This is a genomic window from Mycoplasma putrefaciens KS1 (assembly GCF_000224105.1).
GTDB classification, from domain to species: Bacteria; Bacillota_I; Bacilli_A; order Mycoplasmatales; family Mycoplasmataceae; genus Mycoplasma; species Mycoplasma putrefaciens.
The window spans coordinates 581027-597410 of sequence record NC_015946.1 but is presented as its reverse complement, the minus strand read 5'-3'; the positions used below and the strand labels follow the sequence as shown (position 1 = coordinate 597410).

The 16384-nt window shown below is 25.9% G+C and carries 10 protein-coding genes; 9 read left to right on the top strand and 1 reads right to left on the bottom strand.

All coding sequences use genetic code 4. The annotated features are described in order from the left end of the window. Positions 1 to 678: 678 nt before the first annotated feature. The 6 genes from MPUT_RS02615 to greA all read left to right on the top strand — a co-directional run bounded on the left by MPUT_RS02615 (position 679) and on the right by greA (position 10880). Positions 679 to 2814, top strand: coding sequence for a BspA family leucine-rich repeat surface protein (locus MPUT_RS02615; RefSeq protein ID WP_014035241.1), 2136 nt, complete (start codon positions 679 to 681; stop codon positions 2812 to 2814). A gap of 1694 nt (positions 2815 to 4508) precedes the next feature. Then, positions 4509 to 5195 carry a lipoprotein gene (locus MPUT_RS02610; protein ID WP_014035240.1) on the top strand — a complete coding sequence of 229 codons (687 nt, stop codon included), beginning with the start codon at positions 4509 to 4511 and terminating at the stop codon, positions 5193 to 5195. A 239-nt stretch (positions 5196 to 5434) separates the two neighbouring features. Continuing rightward, a complete protein-coding gene (locus tag MPUT_RS02605; RefSeq protein ID WP_014035239.1) occupies positions 5435 to 7180 on the top strand; it encodes a ribonuclease J in 1746 nt (581 codons plus the stop codon). Between the two features lie 244 nt (positions 7181 to 7424). Beyond that, on the top strand, positions 7425 to 8561 hold the full coding sequence (locus MPUT_RS02600) for a hypothetical protein (RefSeq protein WP_014035238.1): 1137 nt from the start codon (positions 7425 to 7427) through the stop codon (positions 8559 to 8561). A gap of 18 nt (positions 8562 to 8579) precedes the next feature. Continuing rightward, on the top strand, positions 8580 to 10334 hold the full coding sequence (uvrC, locus tag MPUT_RS02595) for an excinuclease ABC subunit UvrC (RefSeq protein WP_014035237.1): 1755 nt from the start codon (positions 8580 to 8582) through the stop codon (positions 10332 to 10334). 72 nt (positions 10335 to 10406) lie between these two features. After that, positions 10407 to 10880, top strand: coding sequence for a transcription elongation factor GreA (gene greA / locus MPUT_RS02590; RefSeq protein ID WP_014035236.1), 474 nt, complete (start codon positions 10407 to 10409; stop codon positions 10878 to 10880). 61 nt (positions 10881 to 10941) lie between these two features. Here the strand turns inward: greA and ald are convergent, their stop codons facing one another. Then, on the bottom strand, positions 10942 to 12060 hold the full coding sequence (gene ald / locus MPUT_RS02585; protein WP_014035235.1) for an alanine dehydrogenase: 1119 nt from the start codon (positions 12058 to 12060) through the stop codon (positions 10942 to 10944). Between the two features lie 458 nt (positions 12061 to 12518). Here ald and MPUT_RS03920 point away from each other — a divergent pair, with 458 nt between their 5' ends. Genes MPUT_RS03920 through MPUT_RS03870 form a run of 3 tightly spaced genes read left to right on the top strand, consistent with a single transcriptional unit; the run spans position 12519 to position 16377 of the window. Then, on the top strand, positions 12519 to 12929 hold the full coding sequence (locus MPUT_RS03920; protein ID WP_331838521.1) for a type I restriction-modification system subunit M N-terminal domain-containing protein: 411 nt from the start codon (positions 12519 to 12521) through the stop codon (positions 12927 to 12929). 9 nt (positions 12930 to 12938) lie between these two features. Further along, the gene (locus MPUT_RS02580) at positions 12939 to 15203 is read left to right on the top strand and encodes a type I restriction-modification system subunit M (protein WP_331838526.1); all 2265 of its coding nucleotides are present in this window, start codon (positions 12939 to 12941) and stop codon (positions 15201 to 15203) included. Between the two features lies 1 nt (position 15204). Next, on the top strand, positions 15205 to 16377 hold the full coding sequence (locus tag MPUT_RS03870; protein WP_014035234.1) for a restriction endonuclease subunit S: 1173 nt from the start codon (positions 15205 to 15207) through the stop codon (positions 16375 to 16377). Positions 16378 to 16384 lie beyond the last annotated feature (7 nt).

Genomic DNA, 16384 nt, shown 5'->3' with positions numbered 1-16384 from the left:
CTCACAAATAGTGATTTTTACCTTGTAATAACTTGGTTGTTTAATTGAAATTGATCTTCTATTATTTTTTGCAGTTCTATTATCTTTTTAGTTACATAAGAACTTACAAATCCTTACTTAATAAAACGTTATGAAGTTGAAAAAATGATATTTCTTTTTTTATCTGTAAAGTAAGACAAATTCAAATAAAAGTTTTTCAAAGTTAAAAAAAGATGAACTAGTATTATCAGAACTTCCGGCTATTTTCAGATTACTTTTAAATATTTTGGCTAACTATTTTATCTCATTATCATTGTATTTTAGTTTCTTTTATTTAAATTTCTGTGACTGGTTCTAATAGTAGTACCCAGTAAATAAGATTGTTTAATTTCTCTTTTCAATTTTTTGATAGTTGATATCAAACAATGAAGTCTTTTTGCTAAGTATTTATTTCTAACAGTTATGTTATCTTTAGCCATAGTTAACTGGTATTCTTTTTTTTACTTTGATAGTAATTAAAGTTCTCATATTTTTATTTCTTAACATTTAACTAGTTGTTCATCGGTTCAAAATAGATAAGATTTCAAGGGGTCTAGCCTAGCCTTGCTTTTTTAACTAATTTAATAGACAATTAATAATAGATGTTCTCAATTTCTAACTCTAATAATTTAATAAACCTAAAATTGGAGAAAGACTATTATGCACAAAAAAACCAATAGCAATGAAGATCAAGTTCAACTTAATGAAATTGATAAAAAACAAAATGATAGTGATAATCAACAATCAAATGAAGAGAATAAACTATCAAGTCATAACAAAAATAAGACTCTAAAAATAATTGGTATTACAGGATTGATAACAGTTTTGGTGGCTGCTGCAACTGTGACATCAGTTGTTAAATTCTGTCAACCTAGACCAAATAATAATTCTGATCCATCTCCAAATCCAACTCCAAATGTCAAACCTAATCCTGACGCTGATATATCTCCTAAACCACCAACCCCAGAACCAGGTCCATCACCCTCACCAAAACCAGATGACTCTAATATAAATCCAACTCCAAACCCTCAACCAACTCCAACACCACAACCTAGTCCAGATCCAAGACCTGATGATAAACCAGATCCTCAACCTACACCAAGACCTGAACCCAAACCCGATCCACAACCCGAACCTTCTCCAGCACCAGTTCCAGTTCCACCAGAACCACCTGTTCCACCAACTCCAGAGCCAGCACCTGCTCCTGGTCCAACTCCTAGTCCAGAGCCAAGTCCTGAACCAGTTCCACCAACTCCAGAGCCAGCACCTGCTCCTGGTCCAACTCCTAGTCCAGAGCCAAGTCCTGAACCAGTTCCACCAACTCCAACTCCGCCACAACCAACCCCTCAACCACGTCCTGAACCAGCTCCAAAGCCACCTGTTCCTGAACCTCAACCAACACCAGACAATAATGAGCTTAGAATAAAAGCAGACATAGAGTACATGAAATCTATTTGAAATGATCACTTTAAAAATAAACGTAGCTCAATAGAAACATTTCAAGATGTTGAAGACAACTTTAAATATGTTTTAAAACAAGTTAGACCCAAGATAAAAGAACTTAAAATAGAATTTAATAACATTTCAGATAAAAATACTAAACTTGATTTGAAAAATAATGATTATAAGTTAAATGTTAGCTATGATAATGATTTATTTAACTTAGATATTGGTAAAGTTAATGATTCAACAAGACCTATAATATTAAAAGTTTTAAAATCAGATTCAAACCCATCAAGTAATGGAAAAATATTTTCTATCTCAAATTGAGAAGAAACTAATAATAAAAAAATCGATCCTCAAAAAACAAGTTATGAAGTACTTCAAATAGGTTATTCAAAAGTTGTTGTTTTTCTTGAGCCTGGTAAATCGGGAAGAGACATTCAGATTATGCAAATGCCCGGACAAGTTCAAGACGTTCCACCAACTCTTCCAAAAGAAATCACTTTGCTAAAATATGTATTTTCTAATAGTAACATTAATAGCAAAGCAATAGGTATTGAAAATTGAGACACATCAAATATTAAAAGTATGCAAAGTGCTTTTAGAATGTCTTTATTTAATGGTGATTTATCAAAATGAGATACTTCAAAAGTAACTGATATGAGTTACATGTTTGCTTTTGCTGAAAACTTCAACAAACCTCTAAGCTCCTGAGATACTTCAAAAGTAACTAATATGAGTTATATGTTTCATAAAGCAACTAACTTCAACCAACCGCTAAACACTTGAAACACTTCAAAAGTAACTGATATGAGTAAAATATTTCATGGCGCAACCAACTTTAACCAAGCACTAAACACCTGAGATACTTCAAAAGTAACTAATATGAGTGATATGTTTGCTTTTGCTAAAAACTTCAACCAACCTCTAAACTCTTGAGATACTTCAAAAGTATCTAGAATGGATTACATGTTTTTTGGTGCTAAAAATTTCAATCAGAATATTTCAAATTGAAAGACTTTAAATGTAACTAATATGGCTAAGATGTTTGCTGATGCTGAAAACTTCAACCAACCGCTAAACACTTGAAACACTTCAAAAGTAATTGATATGAGACGAATGTTTGAGAATGCTAAAAACTTCAACCAACCTCTAAATTCTTGAGATACTTCAAAAGTATCTATTATGGAATCAATGTTTGAGAATGCAACTTCATTCAATCAAGATATAAGCGGATGAAAAGTTCAAGAAAATGTTAAGCAATGAAAAAATTTTGACAAAAATACATCATCTAACTGAAAACAAGATCATAAACCGCGTTTCGTTTTAAATCTTAATATAACAAGAACATAAACTAATTTAAATATCTACTAAACTCTTAAAATCAATTCTATTTTTACCACAAAATTCTAAGGTTTAAGATTAAAACTTTATCAAATTTAATGTGAAAATTAAGTCAAAACTCTTTTATTTTTTGAATTTAAAGATTAATATACTTTAAGTATTATTCAAAAGAATAATCTTATAAAAAACTAAATATATTATTAGTTTTTTCTCTAGAATAATCAGTCGTTCGCATTTACAATGTTAGATTAGTAGTTATTTATTTTTAGTTTATTTATGCTAGGTTTTATTATATAAATAAATTAATTACTAATAAAATTTAGTTAAATAAATTTTAAAAAGGTGATATTAAAAATCATCTCATACTAGCTTAACCTTAAATAGAAGCTTACCTTTTAAAATTGCAACATAACACAAATTATAAAATAATTATTATTTTAAAGATTTATCTAATAATGGATTAAAGAAATTTAATAATTTTATAAATTAAATATACTTAGCAAAGGATAATAATTCTTTTTGGTTATATGGTTATTTTAATCAGGATAACTACTTTGTAATAACTAGAATTGACTCTAATCACAAATTTCAAATAACAACCATCACAATAAAAGTTTAAATTTTGTTTAAAAAGCGACTTGATAACAAGAGTTGCTTTTTGTTTAACTATTAAACTTACTTTTTTATTTGTTGATTTTAAAGGTTTATTTCATTGCTTAATTAGTTTTCATCTTTGATATCAGAAGAAATTTGTAGCAAATTCTACAACTGGTGTTGCATGACAACTAGGTATAATTCATTTTAAATTTCTAGCTTGTGTGTTAATTCTATTAGTTAAGTTAACTTGTTGTTAATCGTTATTAAGATTATCAAAATTTGATGTGTTTAAAGTAGTGTCTATAAAGAATTTAATTTTTATTGAGCCGACAAATTGACTTGAATTAAGTTTTGTAGTTAATTCAACTTTATAAATTATTTATAATAAAAATTCTAAAATTGTAACTATTAAAGCTAAAAAAGATAGTAAAAACTTTAGATATCAAAAAGCATTATCAATCTTAACTAAAGTTACAGAATTTAGGTGATGCAGCAATTAAAGACAATGAAATTATTTCTAAAATTTTCAAATTAATAATGCTACTAAAAATTAATTAAATAAAAACAATTTAAAAATAATTAGTTAGTCAACCACAAAAAGCTTTAAAAATGAAAGTTAAAATTATTGCTTTTATTGTTTCTAACAAGTAAATTTTAGAAAGCAAATTTAAAAGAACTGTTAAAGTTATTTTCAAATTAAAATCAAGTGCAAATTTAAAATAAATTTCTAATTTTTAATAATGCTATAAGCAATTAAAATTTATATTTAATCTCAAATCCAAAGATAAGTAAAAATAAATTTTGGATTGTTTATGTGCTTTTAAAAAATGTGTTTATAAGATCGATTAAAATACTTAGCCATTTGATAAGTTTTTGAGTGTTTTAAGATTAGTTTAAATTAAATAATAATCTAAGAATAAAGTTTAGCAAAGAGTTTACTTGTTTTAATAAAAATAAAAAAATAAAATTAATTTGTATACATAATATCTAAGAATTCAAATAAAATACATTCAAATAAAATCTAAATAATTAATCTTTTTTACTTTTAAAAAGAATTTTAAATTGATTTAAAAAAATATTTATTTTTAAGGTGAAAGGTTTGATTTATGAAAAAACTGTTATCAATTTTAGGAGCAGTAGGACTAATTGTTTCCACTGGAACTGTTGCAGTTGCTTGTACTAATAAAGAACAAAAAAACTTAAATCAACAACAAGTAATAGTTGATAAGTTTACTGCTGAAATTAAAAAAGCATCTGAAGAATTTGAACAAGAATATAATAGTATCATAGCTGAAGCAAAAACTAAGTATACAGCTGAAGAGTGAGATGCATTAATCAAAAAATTAGAAAAGATTAAAGAAAAATTTTCTAAAGACCCAAATAAAGATTTCGGTAGAATATTTGAAGAAAAAACTAAAGAAGAAGCTATTAAAGAAGATAAAGTTAAACCAGGTAAAAAAATTACTGAGAATTTTGAACAAGAATATAAAGCTAAACTTGAAAAATTTTTACAAACTGCCAAATCAGAAGCTGAAAAGAAGTTTTTAACTGATGTCTTTAAACATAATATTGAAGTTATTAACAAAGCAATCGAAGATCAAGCTAAAAAAGAAGCCGAAATTATAATTAACAATACTTTTGAAGAACATAAAAAATTCTTTGAAAAATTTAAAGAGCCAATTGAAAAATTAGAATCTTCAAAACAAAAATATGAACAGGCAGTTAAAAAAGCAATAGAAAATTTTGATAGAGAGATTAGCAAAATTAAAAACCTAAAAAGAGACGAAAAATAGTTTCATTTAATAATTAATATCTGTGATGTGGAATTTTTCACATCATTTTTTAGTTACAAAAAAATACTATAAATTTTAAATAACTTAAATTTTAAAACTAGATAAAATTTGACTTTCTGGTTTTCTTTTGATTATTAATTTTTATAGGCTAAAATATATTAGAGATGACAGCTTGTAACTAATCTAACGAATTTAACGCGATTAGTGAAATATTTTTATAATTTGAAAGGAATTTTATAATGCCAAATATTAGATTCACAGCTATTGGTGGGCAAGATGAAAGAGGAAAAAACCTTTACGTCTTAGAAATCAATGATGATTTTTTTATATTAGATGCTGGGCTTAAATATCCAGAAAAAGGCATTTTAGGAATTGATACTGTGATTCCTAAATTAGACTATGTTAAACAAAATAAAAAGAAAATTAAAGCAGTCTTTTTGACAAATCCAAGTGCTTATAACATTGGTGCTTTAGGTTATATTTTAAAAGAATTAGATGTACCTGTTTATTGCAATGAGATCACTGAATTACTAGCAAAAATTAAAATTGAAAGAATGAGATTAAAGCATAAGGAAAAGTTTTTTAATGTTGTAAAAGACAAAGATATCATTAAAGTTGGAGATACAAAAGTGGAAATATTTAGAACAACTTCATCATCTCCACAATCATTTGGTTATGCATTTCACACTAACTTAGGTTCAGTTATTTATATGGGAGATTATATTATTGATGGAAAAGAACAATCATACTTTTCAACAGACTTTACTCATATATCTGAAATTTCTAAAAAAGGTGTTTTAGCATTTATTTCTGATGCAGAATTTGCTTCAAGAACAGATTTTACAGTACCCAATCATAAAATTGATAAATATATAGCTTCACCATTTAAAGATAAAAAAACCAAAATTGTAATTGGGATTTTTGAAGAAGACATTTATAAATTAAGTGAAATTTGTATGGCTGCAATTGAAAATAACCGTAAAATAGCAGTTTATGGTCGAACAATGGATGCTATTTTAAAATCCAATTTAATTAGCAAAAATTTAGTAATTTCTAAGTCTTCATTAATCAGCATTGAAGAGTATATGAAATCAGAAGATGGAATTTTAATCATTTCAGGTACAGGTGATGATCTATATTCTAAACTAATGAAAATTGCTACAGGAATGGATAATGTTGTTGAATTTACAAAAAAAGATTTAATTATTTTAGCAACCCCACCAGCAGCTGGAATTGAAAAAAGACATGCTCAAATTCTAGATGAACTAGCTAGAACTGATGCTAAACTAATTGCTTTAAGTGATAAAAATATTTGATCAATGAGAGCTAGTTTTGAAGATATTAAATTAATGACTTCTTTATTAAAACCAAAATATTTTATTCCAATCAAAGCCTTATATAAAGAGTTTTTAAAAGCTGAACAAGCAGCAATTTCAGCAGGAGTAGCACCCGAAAATGTTGGACTAATTGATAATGGTGAAACTTTAGTTTTATCTAAAAAACATTTAGCAATTTCAGAACACGTAGTTGAAGAGGGTAATGTTTATGTTGATGGTGTTGGAATCGGAGATGTTGGATCGATTGTTTTAAATGAAAGAAAACAATTAGCAACTGATGGAGTAATTATTGTTGGAGCAACAATAGATGCTAGAAATAAAGAATTAGTTTCATTGATTGATACGCAAATGCGTGGAGTATTATACATTCAAGAAGATAATCCTATTTTTAAAATCATTCAAAAAGAAGTAACAAATTTAATTTTAGAAGGTCAAGCTATCTTTAAAAAAAATCCATCTAAATACGATATAACCGAAATTAAAAAAGATATCACAAATAAAGTTAGAAACCTAGTAAAACAAGAATCAGGAAAAAATCCAATTGTTTTAGTAATTATTAATGAAACTGATGGAAAAGTATTTACATCAAAACAACTAAGAAAAAAACATGTCTTTTCAGCTAAAAATTCACAAAAAGCTAAAAATTAATTTATTTAATCAAGAAATACTATCAACTTAAAATCAATATAAAGTTAAAAAACTAAACTACATTTATCAATTGTAAATAAATAGGTTAAATATTTGATTTAAAAATAATCAATTTAAATCAAAACTTATTATTTAAGAATGGGTATTAACATACTCAGTCTATTTTTGTTATTAAATTTTTAATGTCAATTTTTATATAATAATAATAAATGTAGTTAACTTAAAAATAGCAAGGAACCAGATCATGCATAAGCAAAAAAGTATAGATCAAAATAGTACTTATTCTCAGCAACAGAAAATAGCTATTTTTCAACCAAAACAAAAAAAGCGTAAGCAAGATTCAATTATTTGAGTTGTTAGTGGTTTAGGATTATTTACTTTTTGTCTGATTAGTGTTGCAAGAATCACTGTAATTGGTCAGTTTTTTGATGATCTTTTTTTTAATTATCTATTTGGATGAACTAAGTATTTAGTTTATTTAGTGCTATTTTGTTGAAGTGTACAGCTTTTTTTTAATTTCAAATATAAATTTACATTTAAATTTAAATTGATAGTTTTTATAAGTTTTATTTTATTTGCTATTTTTATAAGTTTAGTATTACTAACTGTTTTATTTGCACAAAATAAAATTGTTTCATCTAATCAAGTTTATAAAGTTGAAAGTTTATGACAAGCAAATCTTTTTAAACAACTTATAGGTTTTTATAATCATACTTGATATGAACATTTAGTTTTTAGTGATAATTACTTTACTAAAACTAGTGATTATTTAATTAATCATAATGGGTATTTTAATCTTTATTTAGGATCAGGAATCACTGGATTTTTTAGTGTAGCTATTTTATGGTATTTTTCATTGCCTGGAGCTTATGTAGTTTATTGTGTTTTATTATTGCTATTTGTTGTTTGAGTGTTTACTGGTGATTGGTTAAAATTATTTAAATTTAAAAACAAAAAATCAATCAAAGCATTAAGATTTTTTAAATCAGCAGTTAAAAACAGTTCAATAAATCAACAAGTAGTTGTTGATGAACAAAATTCTAATGATCTAAACTTTAGTAATACTAAGCAAGATGATTGAGATAGTCTACAAGCATTTAATAAAAGAGGTTTAAATAATAGTGATTTAATTATTGAATTACCTATTTATAGCGATTTTGAACCTGAGAAATTAAAAAACTTTGAAATAATTTGAAATGATAAATTAAAAACAAATAATAATAATCAAAATAATCAAGAAATTTCAAAAACTAATTCTAATAAGTTAGCACAACAAGTTAATGATTATGAAGGCTTAATTAATTGATACGAACTAAAAACTAAAACTCATCTTTTAGATAATTCATTCTTTAGTGACGATAATTTTACATTCAATAACTAATTACAAGGAAGTGAAATTATGGATCTAAAAGAAAAAGTTAACTTATTACCTAATAAACCTGGTTGTTATTTATATTTAAATAGTTTGAATCAAGTTATTTATGTAGGTAAAGCTAAAAATCTAAAAAAAAGAGTTAGTTCATATTTTAACAGAGCGCATAACATAAAAACTACAAGACTGGTTCGTGAGATTAGTGATCTTAATTATTTTGTTGTTAATAATGAAAAAGAATCATTAATTTTAGAAGAAAACTTAATTAAAAAATACCATCCTAAATACAATATTTTGTTAAATGATGATAAAGCTTATCCTTACATTGTAATTACTAATCAAAAAGATCCTAGTTATAAATATCTAAGAAAATATGATAAAAAAGCTTTAAGAAACTATGGTCCATTACCTCAAAAAAGTAATGCTAGAGCAATTCTGTTAACTTTACAACGACTTTTCCCTTTAAAAAGATGCAACAATAAAGATCATAAACCGTGTTTGTATTATCATTTAAACCAATGCTCAGGAGCATGTTTTAAAGATGTTGATTTTAGTTATTATGAACAGCAAATTAAACAGATTGATAAGTTTTTTAAAGGTGATATTTCACAAGTCAAAACTAGTTTAATTAATCAAATGAACAAAGCAAGTGAGATGTTACAATTTGAACAAGCCCAAAGAATTAAAGAACAACTCCAAAGTTTAGAATTTATTACAACTAAACAAAATGTAGAGTTTCAAAGTGATAAAAATATTGATATTATTAACTATCAAATCAGCGAAAATAAAATTGTCTTTGTAATTTTATTTTATCGCGCTGGTCAATTAACTTTTAAAGATGAATATGCTCAAGATTATGATCAGCAAGATCTAGTAGAATTATTAAATAGTTTTTTACAACAGATTTATGCTAAAAATATTACTCCTGATGTTTTATTAGTTCCAAATGATATTGAGCTATTAGAACTAGATGAAAATATTTTAAAATTTAGTTCCCATGCATTAAATAAACAAGAAAATCTTTTAGTTAATTTAGCTAAAAATAATGCTAAAGAGCTAATCTTAAAAGCAGCAATTTCAAAGAATGTTAATGTAGGTGATGAACAAGAAATTCTTAACTTATTGCATCAAATTAGTAATATAAAAAGATATCCAGGTTATATTGAAATGTTTGATATTTCAAATATTTACAACCAATTTATTACTGGAGCTTGTGTTGTTTATAAAAATGCTAAACCAATTAGAAATGAATTTAGAAAATATAATATTGATGCAAGTTATACTTCTGATTTTGATCGTCTAAAATTTATGATTAATAAAAGATTTACTAAAAAAATTCAAGCTGATGAAAAACTTCCTGATTTAATAATTGTTGATGGAGCTAAAATTCAAATTACAGCAGCCAGAGAAATTTTAAGTGAACTTAACTTAGAAATTGATGTTATTGGATTGGTTAAAGATCAACATCATAAAACTGACAAACTAATTGATGTTTATGGTCAAATTATTGAAATCAAACAGTTTAAAAAACTTTATAACTGATTATCAAATATTCAGCTTAGAGTTGATCAGTACGCAAAATCAGGATTTAGGAAAAAATATCATAACCAAATTCAAGACCAGTTATTAACAATTAAAGGCATTGGTAAAAAAACTAGCCAAGAACTATACAAGCATTTTAAAACTATTGATAATATTAAGAATGCTGATTTTGATAGTTTAAATAAAGTTATTAAAAATAAAAAAAGTGCTAACTTAGTCTATAAACATTTTAATAAGTAATTAAGCAAAAAACTTATTATAGAACTTTAAAATGCAATATTATATAATCAAAAAGATGCAAGGAGAATGAAGATGTCACAAGAAATTATTCTAACTCAAGAAGGTTTAGAAGAATTAAAACTTGAGCTTAAAAATTTATTAGAAGTGATAAGACCTAAAGTAATTGAAGAGCTGGTTGAAGCACGTAATCAAGGTGATTTAAGCGAAAATGCAGATTATGATGCTGCTAGAAATAGACAAGCAGAAGTTGAAGCAAGAATTAAAGAAGTTGAATCATTAATTAATAGAGCTAAAGTGATTGAAGATACTAAAGCTGAAAAAAATGGAGAAGTTAAGATTGGTTCAACAGTGGAATTTGTTTCTAATTTAGACAAAAAAACTAGAGAAATTAAAATAGTGGGAGCAATTGAAGCCGATCCTTTTTCAAACCTAATTTCTAATGAATCACCAATTGCTAAAGCAATGTTAGGTAAAAAAGAAGGAACTACTGTTGAAATTAAAGACATTGCTAAACCTTATAAGATTACAATTAAAAAAATTAAATAATAATCAAAATAAAACCTAGTCAATAGCTGACTAGGTTTTTATTCAAATTAATATCGTGAAATTAGTTTAAAACTTCATCAACATTTGTGTAGGCTAAGTTTAATGATTCAGCAACATTTTTATAAACTATTTTACCATCAACAGTTTGAAGTCCTAGTTTGATTGCGTTATTTGTTCTCGCAGCTTGTTTTCATCCTTTACTTGCAATTTCTAAAGTATAAGCAATAGTTGCATTAGATAAACCAATAGTTGATGTTCTTGGAACGGCTCCAGGAATATTTGGAACTGAATAATGAATCACATCATGTCTAATAAATGTTGGTTCAGCGTGTGTTGTTGGATGATCAATTGTTTCAACACTAGCTCCTTGATCAATTGCAACATCAATAATAATGCTATTTTTTCTCATTGATTTAACCATTTCTTCAGTTACTAATTTTGGAGCTTTTTTACCTGGAATTAAGACAGTTGAAATCACAACATCACTATTTTTAACAGCTTCAGCGATATTTTTATGATTAGATTTTAAAATAGTTGCTCGGTCTGCATATTGATCATATAATTCTCTAATTCTGTCTTCATTAAATTCAATAATTGTGACATTAGCTCCAATTGAACTAGCCATTCTTGTTGCAGCCGCTCCAGCTACTCCCCCACCAATAATTGTAAAGTTAGCTTTTGGAGTTCCTGGTGTTCCGCTTACAACCATTCCAATCGCATCTTTTGTTGTTCTAGTCAGTAAACCACAGGCTGTTAAAACTGCCATTCTACCAGCCACTTCACTCATTGGTCTTAGCAATGGAAGTTTACGATCTGAAGTTTGGATTGTTTCATAAGCAATTGCAACAACTTTATTTTTAATTAATTCATCTGTTAATTCTTTTTGATCTGCTAAATGAAAGTATGTAAAGATGATTTGATTTGGATAAAAGTATTTATATTCTGCTTTTAAAGGTTCTTTAACTTTAACAATCATTTCTTGCTTTCAAACATCTATAACATTATCAGTTATTTTTGCCCCAGCTTGTTGATATTCAGCATCTTCAAAACCACTACCAATTCCAGCTCCTGTTTCAACTAGAACTTCATGTCCTGCTTTAACTAGATCAACAACATTGCTTGGAGTTAATCCAACACGAAATTCTTGAGCCTTAATTTCTTTTGGCAAACCTATTTTCATATATTAATTCTCCTTAAATAAGTTTTTTGACTTTGAATTTAAAGATAGTGCATAAACTTATTAACAAATCATTTTAGTTTATTTAACCATCTTCAATTTTTATTATATCAATCAGTAATTTTTTATAAATACTCAAAATTTTAGATTACTTCTACTAGTTAACAGACAAGTATTAATCGTTTTTAATAGACTTTTTAAATGAGTGATAGAGATTTGAATTACTAGTTATTTTAGAGCTATTTTTAAAGGTATTTTGCTAATATAATTTAATTATTTAACTGCAATTAGTTAATTTTTATTCTGTTAATAATTTATAAAATTAATAGATTATTTTTAATAATTATGCAATTAATTTAGCTTTTGAATAGTTGAAATTAAATGCGATTTTGAGCATTTTATAACAATTAATTTTAAGAGTATAATTAATTATAGTCTTTAACATAAGGAGTTAAAAAGGCATGAATAATAAAATGACAAAACAAAAGCTAGGTTCGATTATTTGAGAATCTGCTAATAATTTAAGAAAAAATTTAGATGCTTATGAATATAAAGATTACATTCTAGGCATGCTTTTGTATAAATTTTTATGTGAAAAGCAAATAAATTGAATACTTGCAAATGACATTTGAAAAAGTGATCTTAAGTATCTAGATAATAAGTTTGATTTTTCAAATTTTGAATTTGATGATAATACATCTTTGGAAAACATTGATGAAATTGAACAAATAAGACAAGATTGTGTTAACCAAAATGGATATTTTATTGAATATAGAAATTTATTTAGTTCTTGAATAAAAAATAAAAATAAACTTAACATTCAAAACTTTCAAGAAGCTTTTATGGACTTTAATACAAGTATTAACGAATAATACAAATATTTATTTGAAAATATTTTTTCTAAGTTTCAAAATGAATTAGATAAATTAGGAAAAAATGCAACTGAACAAACTGAGACAATTCTTAATTTGTTAGATACAATGAACAAAATTCCTACAACAAAGCAAGACTATGATCTTTTAGGCTTTGTTTATGAGTATTTGATCGCACAATTTGCTTCAAGTGCAGGAAAAAAAGCCGGAGAATTTTACACTCCACACGAAGTATCAGAACTAATGTCTAAAATTGTTGCTTATCATTTAAAAGATAGATCTATTATCAAAGTTTATGATCCAACTAGTGGTTCAGGGTCTTTGCTTTTAAATATTGGAGATGAATTTAAAAAATACAATAAAGATTCAAGCCCAGTTACATATTATGCTCAAGAGCTTAAATCAGATACTTTTAACTTAACTAGAATGAATTTAATCATGAGAAATATCAATCCTTCTGAAATTCATGTTAGAAGAGGAGACACTTTAGAAATAGACTGACCCATGTTTGAAAATGAAGACTTAAGTACTTACAAACGTTTAACAGTTGATGTAGTTGTTTCTAATCCACCTTATTCTCAAAAATGAAGTCCAGAAAAGCATAAAGATGATTTTAGAAATATTGAATATGGAATAGCTCCTAAAAGTAAAGCAGATTATGCTTTCTTATTACATGATTTATATCATGTTGATTCTAAAGGAATTATGGCGATTGTTTTACCTCACGGAGTGTTGTTTAGAGGTAATTCAGAAAAACAAATTCGTCAAAAACTTGTAGAAAAAGGTCAAATAGACACAATTATAGGACTACCTTCTAATATGTTTTTTGGAACAGGTATTCCTACAATTATTATGATTTTAAAAAAACAAAGACAAACTAATGATATTTTGTTTGTTGATGCATCTCAACTGTATATTAAAGATGGAAAAAATAATAAGTTTAGCAAGTCTCAAATTAAAAAAATAGCTGATATTGTCAATAATAGAAGTCAAGTTGAAAACTTTTCAAGAATTATTAAACTCGAAGAAATTAGAGAAAATGAATTTAACTTAAATATTTCAAGATATATTGATAATTTTAAAAAACAAGAACAATACGATCTTCATTCTTTAATGATTGGTGGAATAAGCAAACAAGAATTAGCTTTTTTTGATAATTTTTTTGCAGTATTTGTAAATATTAAAGATAAGCTATTTGTTTTAAATCAAAATAACTACTTTGATTTAAAAGTAAGTCAAGAACAAATAAGAGATGTTATTTACTCAGATAGTGATGTTAATAGATATTTAGAATCATTTAAAATATTGTCAAAAAACTTTTTAAATAATTTTAAAACTTTAATTCCTTCAATTAATCAGATTAAAGATATTGATCTAAGTGAAATTGAAAAATTACTTACTGATTATATTTTTACTAAAATTGCTGATATTGCTTTAATTGATAAATATGATCTGTATCAAATAGTGATGGATAATATTGATGTTATTAAAGAAGACGTTGAATTAATTTCAAAATACTACAATGACAATGAAAATAAACCTAGCCAAAATATTTATCTAGAAATATTAAAAGATGAATCAGAAGTAGAATGAGAAGTTAAAAAGAAAGAATCTGAACAACAAACAGTTAAAAAATGATCTTCCACCATCTTAGATCCAGAGCTTATTCAAAATACTTATTTTAAAAATATTTATGATGATTTAATTGCTCAACAAGAAAGACAAGAAGAAATTAATCTTGAAATTCAAGATCTTTTAGATTCAATTGCTGAAGAAGATAAAATAGATGAAACCTATGATTCTGAAAAAGAAGAATTTAATAAAACTAAAATAGAAAACCTAGCAAAAGAGATCATAAAAGCTAATCAAGCAATTATTGAAGATTCTTTTGAAGACAAAATAACAAATCTTTCTAAACTTTATACTAAGCAAGCAGAAATTAAAAAATACATAAACTCAACTGATAAACAATTAGTAAACGATTCATATAATAAGTACTTGAGCTTGTCTGAAAACGAGTTTTATCAATTATTAGTAACAAAGTGACTTGAAAATATTATTAAAATGTTTGAACAAAAACCAATCGATATAATTGATGGCTATGTTTCTAAATTTGAATTATTATCCGAAAAGTACAAAGACACTTTAGAAGATATCAATAAACAGATCCTAACTAATGAAAAAGAATTGATTAATTTATTAAAAGATCTTAAAGGTGAAGAAGATGATATGAGAGCAATTAATGAATTAATTAAAGTGCTAGGTGGTAGTTAAAATGAAGCAAAATGAATTATTTCCAAAGATAAGATTTAAGGAATTTACTAACACTTGAGAACAGGAAAAATTAGAAAATATAGTAGATAGAGGTGGAACAGGTGGAACACCCAACACTTCTAATCCAAAATATTACAATGGAAAAATACCATTCTTAACGATTTCTGATTTAACTAAGACAGATGGACACATTTACTCAACTGAAAAGAAAATAACAAAGGAAGGACTAAACTCATCTAGTGCTTGAGTTGTACCAAAAGGGTCTTTAACCTTATCAATATATGCAACTATCGGAAAAATAGGTATTTTAAACAATGATACGGCAACTTCACAAGCTTTTTATAGCATGGTAATAAAAGATGATTCTATTAGAAAATATCTTTTTTACTATTTTAAAAAATGTGATTTACAAAATTACTGATTTCGCTTGATATCAACAGGAACTCAAGCAAACCTTAATTCTGAAAAAATAAGAAATTCCATTATTAAAATTCCAAAAAATTTTCAAGAAAGAGAAAAGTTAGTAACTTTACTTTCTAACCTTGATCAACTGATCGCTTTTCATCAGTGTAAGTTAAATCTTTTAAAAAATGCAAAAAATAGATTACTTGAGAAAATGTTTTGTGACGAAAAATCACAGTTTCCAACTATAAGATTTAAGGAATTTACTAACACTTGAGAACAGGAAAAATTCAATGAGCTTGTTAAATACCAGTCATCAAGAATGACTTTGAAAGATCTAACACATAATGAAAAATATGATGTTTATGATGCAAATAAAATTGCAGGAAAAACAAATAATCAACCAATTACTGAAGAATATATATCGATAATAAAATATGGAGCAGCAGCAGGAACAACAAGATTACTACCTAAAAATACTATGGTTTTAAGCACTATGGGAGTTATTTTAGCCAATAATTCAAATATAAGATTCATTTATTTTTTAATTAGTAGCAAAAGTAACTTCTCTAAAGAGATAAATGGTTCTACAATACCTCATATCTATTTTAAAGATTATGGTAAAAAAATTTATTGTATTCCTTTTATAAATGAACAGTCTAAAATCTCATCTCTATTTTATAATCTAGATTCACTAATCACCCTTCATCAGCGTAAGCTTGAACTATTAAAAAATGTAAAAAACGCATTACTTGAAAAGATGTTTGTGTAGGAGGAAG